14 protein-coding genes are annotated in these 17,822 nt (G+C 62.0%); 3 read left to right on the forward strand and 11 right to left on the reverse strand.

The features are described 5' to 3' along the window. Positions 1-11: 11 nt before the first annotated feature. The 3 genes from RE418_RS12495 to yegS form a co-directional block, all read right to left on the reverse strand. The gene (locus RE418_RS12495; protein WP_164066269.1) at positions 12-1,028 is read right to left on the reverse strand and encodes a Zn-dependent oxidoreductase; all 1,017 of its coding nucleotides are present in this window, start codon (positions 1,026-1,028) and stop codon (positions 12-14) included. Positions 1,029-1,033: 5 nt separating this feature from the next. Next, the gene (manD, locus tag RE418_RS12500) at positions 1,034-2,248 is read right to left on the reverse strand and encodes a D-mannonate dehydratase ManD (protein ID WP_049296104.1); all 1,215 of its coding nucleotides are present in this window, start codon (positions 2,246-2,248) and stop codon (positions 1,034-1,036) included. A gap of 168 nt (positions 2,249-2,416) precedes the next feature. Then, on the reverse strand, positions 2,417-3,322 hold the full coding sequence (gene yegS / locus RE418_RS12505) for a lipid kinase YegS (protein WP_043137977.1): 906 nt from the start codon (positions 3,320-3,322) through the stop codon (positions 2,417-2,419). 29 nt (positions 3,323-3,351) lie between these two features. Here yegS and RE418_RS12510 point away from each other — a divergent pair, with 29 nt between their 5' ends. Then, the gene (locus tag RE418_RS12510; RefSeq protein ID WP_141998673.1) at positions 3,352-3,573 is read left to right on the forward strand and encodes a hypothetical protein; all 222 of its coding nucleotides are present in this window, start codon (positions 3,352-3,354) and stop codon (positions 3,571-3,573) included. 216 nt (positions 3,574-3,789) lie between these two features. Here RE418_RS12510 and yegQ read toward each other — a convergent pair whose 3' ends face one another. Next, on the reverse strand, positions 3,790-5,142 hold the full coding sequence (yegQ, locus tag RE418_RS12515) for a tRNA 5-hydroxyuridine modification protein YegQ (RefSeq protein WP_025303865.1): 1,353 nt from the start codon (positions 5,140-5,142) through the stop codon (positions 3,790-3,792). A gap of 178 nt (positions 5,143-5,320) precedes the next feature. Next, positions 5,321-5,659 (reverse strand): YegP family protein, encoded by a 339-nt coding sequence (locus RE418_RS12520; protein ID WP_016926703.1) that lies wholly within the window; start codon positions 5,657-5,659, stop codon positions 5,321-5,323. A 337-nt stretch (positions 5,660-5,996) separates the two neighbouring features. Here RE418_RS12520 and RE418_RS12525 point away from each other — a divergent pair, with 337 nt between their 5' ends. Both RE418_RS12525 and RE418_RS12530 read left to right on the forward strand, forming a co-directional pair. Continuing rightward, positions 5,997-6,260: an antitoxin gene (locus RE418_RS12525; protein WP_004941563.1), complete on the forward strand. Its 264-nt coding sequence runs from the start codon at positions 5,997-5,999 to the stop codon at positions 6,258-6,260. 3 nt (positions 6,261-6,263) lie between these two features. Beyond that, the gene (locus RE418_RS12530; RefSeq protein WP_025303864.1) at positions 6,264-6,653 is read left to right on the forward strand and encodes a type II toxin-antitoxin system VapC family toxin; all 390 of its coding nucleotides are present in this window, start codon (positions 6,264-6,266) and stop codon (positions 6,651-6,653) included. Positions 6,654-6,660: 7 nt separating this feature from the next. Here the strand turns inward: RE418_RS12530 and baeR are convergent, their stop codons facing one another. From baeR to RE418_RS12560, 6 genes are read right to left on the reverse strand one after another with little or no spacing between them, the layout of a single operon-like run. Then, positions 6,661-7,377, reverse strand: a complete 717-nt coding sequence (gene baeR / locus RE418_RS12535) for a two-component system response regulator BaeR (RefSeq protein ID WP_004941568.1) — start codon at positions 7,375-7,377, stop codon at positions 6,661-6,663. Then, on the reverse strand, positions 7,377-8,759 hold the full coding sequence (gene baeS, locus RE418_RS12540; RefSeq protein ID WP_049204856.1) for a two-component system sensor histidine kinase BaeS: 1,383 nt from the start codon (positions 8,757-8,759) through the stop codon (positions 7,377-7,379). Before baeS ends, baeR begins: the two co-directional genes overlap by 1 nt. Then, complete coding sequence (locus RE418_RS12545; RefSeq protein ID WP_213928385.1) at positions 8,756-10,186, reverse strand: MFS transporter; 1,431 nt, start codon at positions 10,184-10,186, stop codon at positions 8,756-8,758. The genes baeS and RE418_RS12545 overlap by 4 nt, the downstream gene beginning before the upstream one ends. A 10-nt stretch (positions 10,187-10,196) precedes the next feature. Continuing rightward, a complete protein-coding gene (gene mdtC, locus RE418_RS12550; protein WP_049296100.1) occupies positions 10,197-13,277 on the reverse strand; it encodes a multidrug efflux RND transporter permease subunit MdtC in 3,081 nt (1,026 codons plus the stop codon). Further along, on the reverse strand, positions 13,274-16,393 hold the full coding sequence (locus tag RE418_RS12555; protein ID WP_049209523.1) for an MdtB/MuxB family multidrug efflux RND transporter permease subunit: 3,120 nt from the start codon (positions 16,391-16,393) through the stop codon (positions 13,274-13,276). The genes mdtC and RE418_RS12555 overlap by 4 nt, the downstream gene beginning before the upstream one ends. Then, on the reverse strand, positions 16,393-17,646 hold the full coding sequence (locus tag RE418_RS12560) for an MdtA/MuxA family multidrug efflux RND transporter periplasmic adaptor subunit (protein ID WP_025303859.1): 1,254 nt from the start codon (positions 17,644-17,646) through the stop codon (positions 16,393-16,395). Before RE418_RS12560 ends, RE418_RS12555 begins: the two co-directional genes overlap by 1 nt. Positions 17,647-17,822: the final 176 nt, after the last annotated feature.

Consider the following 17,822-nt stretch of genomic DNA (forward strand, 5'->3'; position numbering starts at 1 on the left):
CTGCCGTGACGTTACTCGAACTGCAGCAGTACCTTGCAGCAGGTGCGCTGATCCCGCTCGAACATCTGCATTGCCCGTTCGACGTCGCCGGCGGGCACGCAGTGGGTGAGTAGCCGCTGCGGGTCTAGCTTGCCGTCCGCCATCCAGGCGATCACCTGTGGGAAGCGCGCGCTGTTCAGGCGCGAGGAGAAGATCGACAGCTCCTTGCTGGTGATGCTCTGCTGGGTCAGGGTGCAAGCGTCGCCGGAAAAGCCCATGATGCCGATGCGCGCCGCCGGCGAAGCCAGCGCGATCGCCTCCGGCAAAATGGCGGGGTGGCAGGCGGCATCGACGATCAGCGTCGGCTGAACGCCGCGCTGCTGCAGCGCCTGCGGCAATGCGGCCTCGGCGTTGTTGAATACTTCGTCGGCACCGTTGGCGCGTGCCATGTCCAGCCGTTCGGCGATGCGATCGACGACCCACACCTGCTTGACGCCGTACACGCCTTTCAGCGTCTGGATCACCGTGAGCCCCATCGGCCCGGCACCGTAGATCAGCGCGATGTCGTCGGGGCGTGGTTGCAGATGGGCGGTAATGTTGGCGGCGATAGTGAAGGGTTCGATCATCGCGGCGTGGCGATCGCTGATGGCGGCCGGAACCGGATAGGCGTTGCGTGCCGGCACGCAGGCGTAGTCGCTGAAGCCGCCGTCGCGGTGCACGCCGATCACCTGCAGCGAGGTGCAGACGTTGGGGCGGCCGACCGAACAGGGATAGCAGTGGCCGCAGCTCACCACCGGGTCTACCGAGACGCGTTCGCCGAGGCGCGCCGGATCGACGCCTTCGCCCAGAGCATCGATCAGGCCGAAGAACTCGTGGCCGATCACCCGCGGGTAGCGGGCGAACGGGTTATGGCCGTGATAGATATGGACGTCGGAGCCGCAGATGCCGGCGAATTTCACCTTGACCCGCACCTCGCCGGCCGCCGGCTGTGGCAGCGCGCGCGTCTGCAGCGCCAGGCGCCCGGGCTGTTCGATCACGACGCTGCGCATGGTGTTTACCAGTTCCATAAGGTGCCATCCTCCAGACGCGCGACCGGCAGGTAGGCCGGTTCATAGGGGTAACGGGCCGCCAGCTTCTCATCGAACTCGATGCCGATGCCCGGCTTGTCGCCCGGATGCATATAGCCGTCGTCGAACGTCCAGCTGTGCGGGAACACCTCGAGCATTTGCTCGGAATAGCCCATGTATTCCTGCACGCCGAAGTTTGGCACCCACAGATCGAAGTGCAGCGCCGCCGCCATGCAGATCGGCGACAGATCGGAAGGGCCGTGAGAACCGGTGCGCACCTGATACAGCGAGGCGAAGTCGGCGATGCGCCGCATGCCGGTAATGCCGCCCGCGTGCGTCAGGGTGGTGCGGATGTAGTCGATCAGCTGTTCTTCGATCAGCTGTTTGCAGTCCCAGATGCTGTTGAACACCTCGCCGACGGCGATCGGCGTGACGGTATGCTGGCGGATCAGGCGGAAACAGGCCTGATTTTCCGCCGGCGTCGGATCCTCCATCCAGAACAGGCGATACGGCTCGGCGCTTTTACCAAAGCGCGCCGCTTCAATTGGCGTCAGGCGGTGGTGCATGTCGTGCAGCAGGTGCTCGTTGAAGCCGAACCTGTTGCGCACCGCGTCGAACAGTTTGGGGGTGAAATCGAGGTATTTTTCCGTCGACCACAGCTGCTCTTCCGGCCAGTCACCCTTGGTGGCCGGCTCATAGGCCTGGCCTTTGCCCTTGGCCATGCCGTAGGTGGTTTTCATGCCGGGCACGCCGCATTGCACGCGGATCGCCTGGAAGCCTTGTTCTTTATGTTTGGCGTAGTCGTCGAGCACCTCGTCGATCGAGTGGCCGGTGGTATGGCAATACACCATCACTCCCGAACGTGAGGCGCCGCCCAACAGCTGATACAGCGGCATGTTGGCGGCCTTGGCCTTGATGTCCCACAGCGCCATGTCGACGGCGGAAATGGCCGACATGGTCACCGGGCCGCGCCGCCAGTAAGCGCCTTTGTAGAAGAATTGCCAGAGGTCTTCGATCCGCTGCGCGTCGCGGCCGATCAACTGCGGGCAGAGGTGATCTTTCAGGTAAGAGGCCACCGGCAATTCGCGCCCGTTCAGCGTGGCGTCACCGAGGCCGATGATGCCGTCATCGGTGGTGATTTTCAGCGTGACAAAGTTGCGCCCCGGGCAGGTGACGAACACCTCGGCGTTGACGATTTTCATAACCTTCACATCCTGTAGCTGCGGAGAGATAGCGCGAAAATACGTCATGAACTAACTACCATACAAGTATGAGTTGATGAATTTGCCGGAGAGGATCACATTTGATCGCGAGTGGAAGCGGATGAACGGAGGGGAAGAAGTGGGGCGCAGCGGCTGCGCCCGACAAGGTCAGCCCAGCAGGGCGCAGTTAGGCGGCAGGCGGCATTCGATGGCCTGCGGCAACACTTCGATGCGGAAATGGCGGCCTTTGAGCGGTTCGCCGTCGAGGTTGAAGGTCATCTCATGCGGCGCGTCGATCTCGAGCCACGGCAGCGCCGCGCTGAGGATGCTGTTGCTCTCTTCGTCGTTGAACAGGGCGGCGACCAGCGCCGGCAGCAGTTCATCGGCGATCAGCAGGCGCAGCTGCAGCAGGCCGTCGTTGATCAGCGCGCTGGGGCACAGTTCCTGGCCGCCGCCGGCCTGCTTGCCGTTGCCGATGCCGATCACCAATGCTTCGCCGGCCCAGCGGAAGTCCGGCCCGCGGATTTCACAGCGGTCGGCCTGCAGCGTATCCATGCGCAGCAAGCCGTGCACGAAGTAGGACACGCCGCCCAAGGCCGCCTTCAACTTCTCCGGTGTCTCGGTGGTGATGCGGGTGCCGAAGCCGCCGGTGGCCATGTTGATGAAGTAGCGCTCGCCGTTGACCTTCGCCAGATCGATCGGTACCGAGCGGCCCTTGATCGCCAGCTGCAGCGCCAGTTCGGGGGATGGGGGGATATTGCACGCCATGGCGAAGTCGTTGGCGGTGCCGAGCGGCAGAATGCCCAGCGCCGGCCGGTTATGCGCCGGCAGCTGCACCAGCGCGGCGGCCACTTCGTTGATGGTGCCGTCACCGCCGCCGGCGACGACGGTGCCGACGCCGAGTTGTGCAGCTTCCGCGACGTAGCGCGCGGCGTCGCCGTGCTCCCAGGTCACGCGCACGTACAGCGTGATTTGCTCTTCGCGCAGCCGTGTGACCGCCTGACGCAGTTCTTCGTTGCCGGCGCCCTTGCCGTTGAGAATAAGCAGGGCGGCTGCATGTGAGTGTTGAGGCATTACCGATCTCCTCCGGCGGAAAACCAAGAATGCCTCAAGATAAACCAGCCTACGCCGCCAAGCCATCAGAATATTCAGCTAATTCCGGTTATTTCCTATTGTGCCGTGAATATGAAGACGATGCGAATTTATCTGAATTTAACCTGACAATAAGCGGAATTTTAATGGCGGCAGGATTAATCGCTATAGCGTTATTTATATATCGATGTGGCGTTATTATTTTTATTAAAATGGATAACGGGAAAACGTAATGAAAAATAGGCGCACCGGCGGCAATGGCGGACCCATAAAGAAAAAGCCAGCCCAAGGGAGATTGAGCCGGCTAAGGAGGTGGTTCCTAGTATTGCTATGCAAATATTTTCGTTGTTCGTTTTAAGCAGCGTGATAGTAACCAAGCTGCGGGCACATTGATGTGATCCAATTCTAATATTTGCTAAAAATCGCCGCCGAATGGCGACGATTGATTGTTAGGCTCCGGCGCTATTTTCTTCCGCCAAATTGCGGATCAGCAATGCATAATTGAGATCAATATCCTGCGGGATCGGCAAATAAACGATATGGCCGTTGCCCGGCGCGACCTCAATCGGCTCGCCTTTCTTATTTTGCATGCTTTCGAGGGTGAACAGCACGTTGCCGCCTGGCGTCATCATCTCGACGCTGTCGCCGAGTGAGAATTTATTCTTCACGTCGACTTCCGCCCAGCCTTCGCGGCGCACGCCGGTGAACTCGCCGACGAACTGCTGGCGCTCGGAGAGCGAAGAGCCGTATTCGTAATTCTGCTGCGCTTCGTGCACGTGGCGGCGCAGGAAGCCTTCGGTATAGCCGCGGTGCGCCAGGCCTTCCAGCGTGGTGAGCAGGGTCGGATCGAACGGTTTGCCGGCAACGGCGTCGTCGATGGCGCGGCGGTAGACCTGGGCGGTGCGGGCGCAGTAGTAGAAGGACTTGGTGCGCCCTTCGATCTTCAGCGAATGCACGCCGAGCTGCGTCAGACGCTCTACGTGCTGGATGGCGCGCAGATCCTTGGAGTTCATGATATAGGTGCCGTGTTCGTCTTCGAAGGCGCTCATATATTCACCTGGCTTTTGCGCTTCAGACAGCATGAACACCTTGTCGGTCGGCGCGCCGATGCCCAGCGTCGGCTCGACGGTCTGCACCGGGATCGGTTCGTGCAGGTGCACGATATTGCCGGTGTCGTCCTCTTTGCCTTCCTCCGCCTTGTACTGCCAGCGGCAGGCATTGGTGCAGGTACCCTGATTGGGATCGCGTTTGTTGATGTAGCCGGACAGCAGGCAGCGGCCGGAGTAGGCCATGCACAGCGCGCCGTGGACGAAGATCTCCAGCTCCATGTCCGGCACTTCGGCGCGGATCTCGGCAATCTCTTCCAGCGACAGTTCGCGCGACAGGATCACGCGGGTCAGGCCCATTTGCTTCCAGAACTTCACCGTCGCCCAGTTAACGGCATTGGCCTGCACCGACAGGTGGATGTCCATCTGCGGGAAGGCTTCGCGCACCATCATGATAAGGCCAGGATCGGACATGATCAGCGCATCCGGGCCCATATCGATAACCGGCTTCAGATCGCGCAAGAAGGTTTTCAGCTTGGCGTTGTGCGGGGCGATGTTCACCACCACGTAGAATTTTTTGCCCAGCGCATGCGCTTCGTTGATGCCCTGCGCCAGATTCTCGTGGTTGAACTCGTTGTTGCGTACCCGCAGGCTGTAGCGCGGCTGGCCGGCGTAAACCGCATCGGCGCCGTAGGCAAAGGCGTAACGCATGTTTTTCAGCGTTCCGGCCGGGGAGAGAAGTTCCGGTGTAAACATAGTGTGTCTCGGTCTGATTTCAGGTCAGCACCACGCCACCTGATGGCGCAGTAAAAGCGGGGGATTGTAGCCGCAGCGCGGCAAGAAATCAGCAGTTAACCGGATTTATTCAAGGGAGATTGATCCCGGTCAAACGGAAAACGCGCGGTGGCGGCCACCGCGCGGGCGAAACGGGGGATCAGGCGCTCAAATCGCGGATATCGGTGGTCGGGCCGTTTTTCGTCACCGACTGGATACCGTTTTTGGCCGCGCTTTCGGAGCTGTACATTTCGCTGACGCCGATCACCTGATGGTTCTTGGCCTTCAGCACAAAATAGGGCTGATTGCTGGCGCTGTGCTTCAGTTCGTACTGCGCTTCGTGCGGTGAATTGGTCTGCACCGAGGCGATGCCGTTCTCCGCCGAGGCTTTGCTGGCATACATCTCGCTGGCCAGAATAATTTCGCCGTTACTGGCTTTCAGGTTGAAGTGGTACTGTCCGTTCTTTGCTTTTTTCAGCTCGTAATGACCGATTGCCATGGTTCTTCTCCTGTAGGTTCCGATTCGTGATGTAAGTGTAGCCAATCGCTTGAAAATCGGCGGCTAAACCTCACAGCAGCTTAGTCGAAAAAATGCGCAGTTTTTTTGCGCCGGCGCGGAGTTTTCATTCGGTGAGCCCGGCGCCGCACGGGAAGCTAAGGAAAGGCGCGGTGATTGCGCAGTGCGCCGCATAATGACAATTACGTGGTTTCATCGAGCAGCATTGCGCGTTACCGTTTGCCCGCTACGTAAAGGTGAGTGAAAAGTGAGCGATAGATCTTGGCATCGACGCGCTGCAGGCATATGCTTTGGCCTATGCCTGCTGTGGAGTGTCGAGATGGAAAGAATCGCCAAGCTGTTTAAAAACGGTAGAAATCAGGCGGTGAGGTTACCGGTGGAATTTGAATTTGATACGGATCGTGTGTATATCCGTCGCGATCGGGAGGGAAACGTGATTTTATCCAAATATCCGGCAAAGCCGGACAGCTGGGCACCGCTGCTGAGCATTATCGCCCAAACGCCGGTGCCGCAAGAGTTTCTTGGCGCGGAAGATCGTCAGCAAGGGGTTGCAGACCGCGATCCATTCTCAGAGGAAGAGTAGGCGATGTACATGTTTGATACCAACACCGTCAGCCACTTGTTTCGGCAGCATCCGCAGGTGCTTAACGTCATGCAAAAGCTCCCGCCTTCTGCCGTATGTATTTCCAGCGTCACGGAGGCGGAACTGCTTTACGGTGTGGCCAAACGGCGGAACAAAGCGTTGCAAAGCATGGTCGAGGCCTTTCTTGCTGCGGTGACGGTCTATGCATGGGATCGCGAGGCCGCCCGCTGCTACGGTGAAATGCGGGCAAACATGGGGAGAAAGGGCAAAATCATGGGCGCGATGGATCAACTGATCGCCGCTCACGCGCAGAGCCGTGGCGCGACGCTGGTGACCAACGATCGCGCATTCGCCATGGTGCCCGGGTTGGCGGTTGAAGACTGGACGCGCTGATTTCCCTCTAAACCCCATTCATCAACCGGCAGGGCTCGGCTTCCCAGCGGTAGCCCACACCGTATACCGAGCGAATAAAGGATTTTTCCCCGTCGATCAGTTCCAGCTTGCGGCGCAGGTTTTTGATGTGGCTGTCGATGGTGCGGTCGGTGACCACCCGGTAGTCGTCGTACAGGTTGTTCAGCAGCTGCTCGCGAGAAAACACGTTGCCTGGCTGGCTGGCCAGCGTTTTCAGCAGGCGGAACTCCGCCGGCGTCAGATCCAGCAACTGCCCCTGATAGCTGGCCTGGAAGCGCGGTTCATCGATGTGCAGCAGATCATCTTCCCGCGCGTTCTCCTGCGGCCGATAGCTGCGGCGCAGGATGGTTTTCACCCGCGCCACCACTTCACGCGGGCTGTAAGGTTTGCAGATGTAATCGTCGGCGCCGATCTCCAATCCCAACAGGCGGTCAATCTCTTCGATTTTCGCCGTCACCATCACGATGGGCACGTCGCTGAAGCGGCGCAGCTCGCGGCACACCGTCAGGCCGTCGGCCCCTGGCAACATCAGGTCGAGTAAGATCAGCGCCGGCGGATGCTGGTGCACGGTCGGCACCACTTCATTACCGTTGGTCAGCCAGCGGGTGGCGTAGCCCGCCGCCTGCAGATAATCCACCAGCAGCTGGCCCAGCTTGGGCTCATCTTCAACAATCATGATCTGCACGGGTTGATTCTGAATGTCCATCAGGGCGCCTTATTTTTTATCGGGGTAGCAAATTCTACTGTAATGCGCACGCCGCCTAAAGGCGAATGCTCGGCGCGGATTTTCCCGTCGTGCGCTTCCACGATGTTGTGGCAGATCGCCAACCCCAGCCCTGAGCCGCCGCTGGCGCGGTTGCGTGAACCTTCCGCCCGATAGAAGCGTTCGAAAATGCGCGTCAGTTGCTGATCGCTGATGCCCGGCGCGCTGTCCTGCCAGCAGAGGATCAGTCTCCCCGGCTGCAGCTCGGCGCCGATCTCCAGCCGGCCACCGACGTCGGTGTAACGCAGGCTGTTTTCCAACAGGTTATTGAACAGCTGGTTCAGGCGATCGGGATCGCCGAACAGCGGCGCCTGGGCCGGCAGATGGGTGACGATCTCCAGCCCTTTGGCGCGGAAGCGTTCGCGGAAGGCGGCGACGGCGATCTGCACCAGGTGCACGCAGTCCACCTGCGCCTTGCGATAGGCCAGCGCGCCGAGATCGGAGAGCGACAGCTGGTGCAGGTCGTCGACCAGTTTGGTCAAGGTGGATACCTCAGCCTGCAGCGAGCTGAGCGACGCCGGCGTCGGTTGGCGCACGCCGTCCTGCAGCGCCTCCAGCTCGCCGCGCAGCACCGCCAGCGGCGTGCGTAGCTCGTGCGACACGTCGGCCATAAAGGCGCGACGCATCTGCTCGTTTTTTTCCAGCGAGGTGGCCAACTGGTTGAAGTCGTGCGCCAGCCTGCCCAGTTCATCCTGGCTGCTGACCGCCACGCGGGTGGTGAAATCGCCCGCCGCCAGGCGGTGGGTGCCCGCCACCAGGCGCTTGACCGGGGCCAGCATGCCGCGCGACAGCAGCCAGGTCACCGCCGCTGCCAACAGGGTGGAGAGCGCGACGATAATCCAACTGGTGCGCCGCTGCTGGCGATCGAAGTTGATGTCCGTATTGCGCGTCAGGCGCTCGACCGGGGTGGTGAGCACCCAGCCGACGATCTCGTTGTTATAGCGGATTGGGTGGCGCGGCCCCTCTTTCGGCAACGGGCCGGAATGCCCGACCAGCCGATTGAACTGGCTGTCCACCACCCAAAACTGGGTGCGCCAGCCCTTGGGCGGCAGATTGTGGCTGCTGTCGCTGTTCTGTTCGAACGAACGCATGATTTGGTAGACCACCTGATCGTTGTTGCGCAGGAATATCCAATTGCCATGATGGCTGTACTGTTCCTCCAGCGCTTCGCTCAGCATGTTGATGCGCTGCTCGTTGCTGCTCTTGATGTAATCGATAAAGCCGCGCTCAAAGCTGACGCGCACCCCCCAATGCATGGTGATCAACACCAGCATGCAGGTAGCGAAAATGGCCAGGAACAGCTTCCCGGTAATGCCTATCCTCATTGCAACCTCGTTGAGCCGGTACCCGGCTCTTTGGTCAGCGTGCGGTTGGGCGCGCTATCGACCGGCACGCGCGCGAAGGCGAGCGCGGGCAGGGCGATAATCAACGCCATACAGCAGTAGCTGTAAATAAATGCGCTGTGAATGGCTGGGCTATCGGCCACCACCTGGTGATGGGCGAAGCTGCCGATCAAGATGCCGGCGATGCTGACGCCGAGGCTCATCGACAGCTGCATGACCATCGACAGCAGGCTGTTGCCGCTGCTGGCCAGCCGGTCCGGCAGATCTTTCAGCGTCAGGGTGTTCATCGCCGAGAAGCGCAGCGAGTTGACCATCCCCTGGAAGAACAGCACCACCGGCAGCAGCCACAGCCAGCCGAGCATCGCCACCAGCAGGAAGCTCAGGCTGACCAGCGCCAGCAGCAGCGTGGCGGCCACCAGCACGTTGCGGTAGCCGAAGCGATTGACCACCTGCACCACGATGCGTTTCATGCCCATGCTGCCGATGATCATCGGGATCATCATCAGCCCGGCGTGGAACGGCGTGAAACCCATGCCCACCTGCAGGAACAGCGGCGTCATGAACGGCAGCATGCCGCTGCCGATGCGCCCCAGCAGGCTGGCCAGCAGCCCGATCTTGTAAGTCGGGGTGCGCAGCAGCCGCAGCGAGAACAGGGCGCGGCTATTGCCGTAAGCATGCCAAACATACCCCAACAGCGCCGCCACGCCCAGCGCCACCAGGCCGGCGATGGCGCCGCCGGACAGCCCCATGCCTTTGTGGCCGTCGAGCGCCAGCGTCAGCGACGCCATGCCGATCGCCAGCAGGAGAAAGCCGCTGACGTCGAAGCGGCGGGTCTGCATTTGGTAGTTGGGCATCAGCAGCAGCGTAGCGATGGCGCCCACGATGCCCACCGGAATATTGATCAGGAAAATCCAATGCCAGCTGGCGTATTGCACCAGGAAGCCACCCAGCGCCGGCCCCATCAGCGGGCCGATTTGGCCTGGCAGCGTTACGAAGGTCATCGCCGCCATGTACTGCTCGCGCGGCACGATTTTCATCACCGTCAGGCGGCCGACCGGCACCATCATCGCGCCGCCGACGCCCTGAAGCACGCGCGAGGCGATCAGTTCGTTCAGGGTTTCCGAGCGGGCGCAGAGGAGGGAGCCGAGGGTGAACAGCACGATGGCGCTGAAAAACACCCGCTGTACGCCGACCTTGTCCGCCAGCCAGCCGCTGGCCGGCAGCGTCACCGCCACCGTCAGCACATAGGAGACGATCACCGACTGCATGCGCAGCGGGTTCTCCCCCAGGCTGGCGGCCATCGAGGGCAGGGCGGTGTTGACGATAGTGGTATCCAGCGTCTGCATAAAGAAGCCGAATGCCACTATCCAGAGTTGCCAGCGTACTGTGGCGGTGTGTTTCATCAGCATCAGTCGGCCATTAATGGGGCAACGGGGCCAGTTGCTTGTTGCGGCGGAACTTCGCCTGCAGCCGGTCGAAGTAAAGGTAGACCACCGGGGTGGTGTACAGCGTCAGCAGCTGGCTCATCACCAGGCCGCCGGCGATGGTGATGCCGAGCGGCTGGCGCAGCTCCGCGCCGTCGCCGCGGGTCAGCACCAGCGGCAGCGCGCCGAACAACGCCGCCAGCGTGGTCATCATGATCGGCCGGAAACGCAGCAGGCTGGCCTGGAAAATCGCCTCGCGGGCGCTGATGCCGCCGTTGCGCTGCGCTTCGAGCGCGAAGTCGACCATCATGATGGCATTTTTCTTCACGATACCGATCAACAGCATGATGCCGATCAGCGCGATCAGGCTGAACGGTGCGCCGAACAGCTCGAGCGCCAGCAGCGCCCCCACGCCGGCGGAAGGCAGCGTGGAAAGGATGGTCAGCGGATGGATATAGCTCTCATACAGCACGCCGAGCACGATATACACCGTGGCGATCGCTGCCAGGATCAGGATGAGCTGCGACTTCAGGGTGTCCTGGAATACCTGGGCGGTGCCGGCGAACGCGCCGCGCACCGTGGACGGCACGCCGAGCTGAGTCATGGTGCGCTCTACCGCCGCGGTGGCGTCCGACAGGCTGCCGCCGTCCGGCAGGTTAAAGGAGATGGTCGAGGCGGCGGACAGCCCCTGATGGTTGACCGACAGCGGCGCGTTGGCCGGTCGCCAACTGGCGAAGTAGGAGAGCGGTATCGCCTTGCCTTCGTTGTTGATGATGAACATTTTGTCCAACGAGCTCACGTCCTGAGTGTAGGGCGGCGCCACTTCCATCACGACTTTGTATTGGTTGAGCGGTTGATAGATGGTCGAAATCTGTCGCTGGCCGAAGGCGTTGTTCAACAGGTTGTTGGCGTCGGACACCGAAATGCCGAGGCGCGCCATGGTTTCGCGATCGTAGACTAGATCCATCTCCGAGCCTTTATCCTGCTGATCCGAGTTGACGTCCGCCAGCTCGGGCAATGCGGCCAGCGCGGTGCGGATCTTCGGCTCCCAGTCGCGCAGCGCGGCGAGATCGTCCGCCAGCAGCGTATATTGGTAGCTGGCGTTGGCCTGCCGGCCGCCGACGCGGATATCCTGTACCGCCATCAGAAACAGGCTGGCGCCCGGTTCTTTGGCCAGGCGGGCACGCAGGCGGGCGATCACTTTCTGCGCGTCGTCGCTGCGTACCGACAGGGGTTTCAGTGAGATGAACATCGAACCGCTGTTGGTGCGCGAGCCGCCGGTAAAACCGGTGACGTTTTCCACGTCCGGATCTTCGCGCACGATTTTCATGAAGTCTTCCAGTTTGCCGCGCATCGCCTGGAACGAAATGCTTTGGTCGGCCTGGATAAAGCCCATCAGACGCCCGGTATCCTGTTCAGGGAAGAAGGTTTTCGGGATGCTGATATACAGCCAGACGTTGAGCGCAACGGTGGCGAGGAACACCGCCAGCACCCAGCGCGAGTGGCCGAGCACCCAGTTCAGCGAGCGTCCGTAACCCTGCTGCAGCGCCAGCAGCATTTTGCCGAAGCCGCGTGCGCGCCGCTGCGAACGCGCCGGCTGGTGGCGCAGCAAATAGGCACACATCATCGGCGTGAGCGTCAGCGAGACGATGAGCGACAGCCCGATCGATACCGACAGGGTGACGGCGAACTCGCGGAATAGCCGGCCGGGCAGGCCTTCCATCAGCAGCAGCGGGATAAACACCGCCACCAGCGAAACGCTCATCGACAGCACGGTGAAGCCGACTTCCCGCGCGCCCAGCAGCGCGGCGTTGATCGGTTTCATGCCGGCCTCGACGTGGCGGGAAATGTTTTCCAGCACCACGATGGCGTCGTCCACCACAAAGCCGGTGGCGATGGTCAGCGCCATCAGCGACAGGTTGTTGAGGCTGAAGCCGCACAGATACATGGCGGCGAACGAGCCGATCAGCGACACCGGCACGGCGACCGCCGGGATCAGCGTGGCGCGCCCGGAGCGCAGGAAGATGAACACCACCAGGATCACCAGCCCGATGGCGATCGCCAGCGACTGTTCCACCTCGGCCAGCGACGCGCGGATGGTTGGCGAACGATCCTGCGCGACGTTGAGTTGAATCGAGGCCGGGATATTCTCCTGCAGGGCGGGCAGCTCGGCGCGAATGCGATCGACGGTTTCGATGATGTTGGCGTCCGGCGCGCGGCTGATGGCCAGAATGATCGCCGGTTTGGCGTCGGTCATCCCGGCGTTACGCACGTCTTGCACCGAGTCTTTGACCTCGGCCACGTCGGCTAAACGCACCGCCGAGCCGTTGTTGTAATGAATGATCAGCGGACGATAAGCATCGGCGGTTTTCAGCGCGTCGTTGGCCTGGATCTGCCAGCGCTGCTGCGGGTTTTCCACGGCGCCCTGCGGACGGCGCACGTTGGCGTTGGCGATGGCCTGCCGCACGCTGTCCAGCGACACGCCCTGATTGAACAGCGCCGAAGGGTTCAGCTCCACCCGCACCGCCGGCAGCGAGCTGCCGCCTACGGAAACGTCGCCGACGCCCTCGGTCTGGCTGATCTTCTGCGCCAGCTGGGTGGAGGCGAAATCGTAAAGCTGCCCCTGGCTGTAGGTGTCCGAGGTCAGCGTCAGGATCATGATCGGCGCGTCGGAAGGGTTGACCTTACGGTAGCTGGGGCGGCTCGGCATGCCGGTCGGCAGCAGGCTTTGCGCGGCGTTGATCGCCGCCTGCACGTCGCGCGCGGCGCCGTTGATGTCGCGATCGAGATCGAACTGCAAAATGACGCGGGTACTGCCGAGCGAACTCATCGAGGTCATTTCGTTAACCCCGGCGATGCGGCCCAGCGCGCGCTCCAGCGGCGTCGCCACCGAGGACGCCATGGTTTCCGGCGAGGCGCCCGGCAGCGACGCGCTGATCGAAATCACCGGAAAATCCACCTGCGGCAGCGGCGACACCGGCAGCAGGCGAAAGCCGATCGCGCCGCTGATGGCGATGGCCAGCGTCAGCAGGGTGGTGGCCACCGGCCGGTGAATGAACAGGGCGAAGAATTTCACGGCAGCTCCTGCGTATCCAGCTGGCGATGCGTGTTGCGCGCCAGCTTGTCAAACAGCAGGTAGATCACCGGCGTGGTGAACAGCGTCAGGATCTGGCTCATGATCAAACCGCCGACCATACAGACGCCGAGCGGATGCCGCAGCTCCGCGCCGACGCCGGTGCTCAGCATCAGCGGCAGCGCGCCGAGCAAGGCCGCCAGCGTGGTCATCAAGATCGGCCGGAAACGCAGCAGACAGGCCTGATAGATGGCGTCGCGCGGCGATAAACCCTGCTCGCGTTCCGCCGCCAGCGCGAAGTCGATCATCATGATGGCGTTCTTCTTCACAATGCCGATCAGCAGGATGATGCCGATGATGGCGATCACGTCCAGCTCGCTGCCGGCCAACATCAGCGCCAACAGGGCGCCGACCCCGGCGGTCGGCAGGGTGGAGAGGATGGTGACCGGATGAATGAAGCTTTCATACAGCACGCCCAGCACGATGTACATCGCCACCACCGCCGCCAAAATCAGCCACAGCGTGCTGCCGAGCGCCGCCTGGAAGGCCAGGGTCGCCCCCTGGAATTGGGTGGTGATGTCCCTTGGCATATTGAGATTTTTTTCCGCCTGGGTGACCGCGTCGACCGCCTCGCCGAGCGAGTAGCCGTCGGCGACGTTGAACGAAACGGTGGCCGACGGGAACTGGTCGAGATGGTTCACCGACAGCGGGCCGAAGCGCTCTTCGATTTTGGCGATGGCGCTCAGCGGCACCACGGCGCCGTCGTTGCCGCTCAGACGGATCTCATTGAGCGCCGCCAACCCCGGTGTCGTGCTGACGTCGTGCTCCAGCACCACGCGGTATTGATTGGCCTGGGTGTAGATGGTGGAGATCAGGCGCTGGCCGAACGCGTTGTACAGCGCATTGTCCACGTCGCTCATGGTGACGCCGAGGCGGGAGGCCGAATCGCGATCGACGTTGACATAGGCCACCAGCCCCTGATCCTGCCAGTCGCTGGTGACGTCCGCCAGCTGCGGGGTTTGCTTCAGCTCATCCATCAGCTGCGGCACCCACAGGCTGAGATCGTCCAGCGACATTGCCTGCAGGGTGAACTGGTACTGGGTGCGGCTGACCTGGGTATCGATGGTCAGATCCTGCACCGGTTGCAGATACAGCTTCACGCCGGGGAACTGCGCCGTTTGCTGCTGCAGGCGGCTGATGATCGCCGGAATGCGCTCGCTGCGTTCGCTCAGCGGCTTCAGGTTGATCTGCAGCCGGCCGCTGTTGAGCGTGGCGTTGCTGCCGTCGACGCCGACGAACGAGGTCAGGCTCTCCACCGCCGGATCTTTGAGGATCTGCGCCGCGACCTGCTGCTGGCGCTCGGCCATGTTGCTGAACGAGACGCTCTGCGGCGCCTCCAGCGTGCCCTGAATGATGCCGTTGTCCTGCACCGGGAAGAAACCTTTCGGGATCAGCAGGTACAGCAATACCGTCAGCGCCAGCGTGCCCACGGCCACGCCGAGCGTCAGCCAGGGATGGTTAAGCACCGTTTTCAGCCACTTGCCATATTGCGCGATCACCCGGTCGAAAAAGCGTTCGGAGGCGGCGGAAAAACGGTTCTGCTTGCGCAGCGATTCGTGGCTGAGCATGCGTGCGCACATCATCGGCGTCAGCGTCAGCGACACCACGGCGGAGATCAAAATTGCCACCGCCAGCGTGACGGCGAACTCGCGGAACAGGCGGCCGACGATGTCGCCCATGAACAGCAGCGGGATCAGCACCGCCACCAGCGAGAAGGTCAGAGAGATGATGGTGAAGCCGATCTCGCCGGCCCCTTTCAACGCGGCGTCGAGCGGTTTTTCCCCTTTCTCGATGTAGCGCGAGATGTTCTCGATCACCACGATGGCGTCGTCCACCACGAAGCCGGTGGCGATGGTCAGCGCCATCAGCGTCAGGTTGTTGATGGAGAAGCCAAGGAAGTACATGGCGGCGAAGGTGCCCACCAGCGACAGCGGCACCGCCACGCTGGGGATAATGGTCGCCGGCACGTTGCGCAGGAACACGTAGATCACCATCACCACCAGCGCGATCGCCAGCAGCAGCTCGAACTGCACGTCGCTGACCGAGGCGCGGATGGTGGTGGTGCGATCGGTCAACACCTTGACGTCGACTGACTTGGGCAGGCTTTTAATCAGCGTCGGCAGCATTTCGCGGATGCTGTCGGCGGTGGTGATGACGTTGACGCCGGGCTGGCGTTGGATGTTCAGCACGATCGCCTGTTGCTTGTTGGCCCAGGCCGCCAGTCGGGTATTTTCCGCCCCTTGTTCGATGGTGGCGATATCCTGCAGGCGGATCGCCGCGCCGTTCTGATAGGCGACGATCAGCTGGCGATAGTCGTCGGCAGATTTCATTTGGTCGTTGGCGGAGAGGGTGACCGATCGGGTCGGGCCGTCAAGGCTGCCTTTCGCCGAGTTGACGTTGGCGTTGCTGATGGCGGCGCGAATGGTTTCACTGTTCAGGCCATAGGCGGCGACCGCCGCCGCGTTCAATTTTACGCGCACTGCCGGGCGTTGGCCGCCGGCCAGCGTCACCAGGCCGACGCCGGTCACCTGAGAAATTTTTTGCGCCACGCGGGTTTCCACCATGTCTTCCACCTGCGTCATCGGCATGGCGGTGGAGGTCACGGCCAGCGTCAGGATCGGCGGATCGGCGGGGTTAACCTTGCTGTAGATCGGCGGGTAAGGCAAATCGGTCGGCAGCAGGTTGGTGGCGGAGTTGATCGCCGCCTGCACTTCCTGCTCCGCGACGTCGAGCGGCAGCGCCAACTGGAACTGCAGTGTGACCACCGAGGCGCCGCCGGAGCTTTGCGACGCCATTTGCTTCAGGCCGGACATCTGGCCGAACTGGCGTTCCAGCGGCGCGGTAATGGCGGAGGTCACCACGTCCGGGCTGGCGCCGGGGTACAGCGTCACCACCTGGATAGTGGGGTAATCCACCTCCGGCAGGGCGGACACCGGCAGCGCGCGATAACCGATAATCCCCGCCAGCAATATTGCCACCATCAGCAGCGTGGTGGCGACCGGACGCAGAATAAACAGGCGGGACGGACCGCCGCCGGCGTTGGGAGGCATCACCTGCATCAGGACTTCCTCTGAACGTCAGGTTCGCGCTTGGCGTTGGCCGCCGCCGGCGCTTCGCTCGGCGCGAGCACTTCCACCTGCATGCCTTCGGTCAGGCGATCGATGCCGTCGGTCACCACCCGATCGCCGGCGTTGAGACCGGCGCTGATCACCACCTGCCGGCTGTCCTGCACGCCGGCGGTGACCCGATGTTTGCTGACCTTGTTGTCTTCGCCGAGCGTCCAAACGAAGTTGCCCTCGTTGCCCATCTGCAGCGCAGCGGTCGGGATCACCACCGCATCGTGCAGGGTATCCACCTGCAGCCGCGCGTTGACGAACTGATTGGGGAACAGCGCGTCATCTTCGTTGGCGAAGCGCGCTTTCAGCTTGATGGTGCCGGTGGCGGTATCAATCTGGTTGTCCAGGCTCAGCAGCGAACCGGTCGTCAGCTTGTTCTGGTTGGTGCGATCCCAGGCTTCGACGCTCACCGGCCCGGCTTTTTGCGCCTTGAGCAGATCGGCGATGTTGCCTTCGGGCAGCGTGAACACCACGTCGATCGGGTGCGTCTGCGTGATCACCACCAGACCGGTGGTGCTGCCGCTGGTAACGTAGTTGCCGACGTCGACCAGTTTCAGGCCGACGCGGCCGTCGATTGGCGCAGTGATGCGGCTGTAGGTGATCTGCAGTTTGGCGCTGTCGACCGCGCCCTGATCGGCCTTGATCGCGCCTTCGGTCTGCTGCACCAGCGAGGCCTGCGTATCCAGCTCCTGACGGGACACCAGATTGGTTTTCACCAGCTGCTGATAGCGCGCCAAATCGCGTCGGGCGTTGGCCAGCGTGGCCTGATCTTTTGCCAACTGCCCCTGAGCCTGGGTCAACTGAACCTGGAATGGCCGGGGATCGATTTCCGCCAGCAGATCGCCGGCTTTGACCTGCTGGCCTTCGGTAAAGTGGATCGCCATCAGTTGGCCATCGACCCGGCTGGTGACGGTCACGGTATTGGCGGCGGTGGCGGTGCCCAAACCGGAAAGATAGCGTGGCACCGTCTGTTGCGTGGCGGTCGCCGCTTGCACCGGCGACATCGGCGCGCCGCGTCTGCCGCCCGCCGCGCGGCCCGCTCCCGTTTTACCGGCGGCCTGGTGCGCGCCCGGCGTCGTCCCAGCGGTCGGTTGGGCGGCGCTGAAATGGCGCCAGGCCAGAACGGCGACGATGATCGCAATCGCCGCAACCAGCAGGCGCAGCAGCAGGGAACGACGTTGGGGTTTTGCATTCATGGTGGTGAAAATTCTCTCCAAAAGGCAGGGGCGCGGGCACTCATTGCCACAAAAATGACACTCCTTACAGGATACTAGTTTAGCCAGCGAAGACGGCATAAAAATGAAGGAAATATGGAGGAACCGTCAGCATTGTCTTAATAAGTGGGTGATTTGCGCGTGCTATGTTTATAAGT

This window comes from Serratia sp. szju (assembly GCF_044594185.1).
GTDB classification, from domain to species: domain Bacteria; phylum Pseudomonadota; class Gammaproteobacteria; order Enterobacterales; family Enterobacteriaceae; genus Serratia; species Serratia bockelmannii.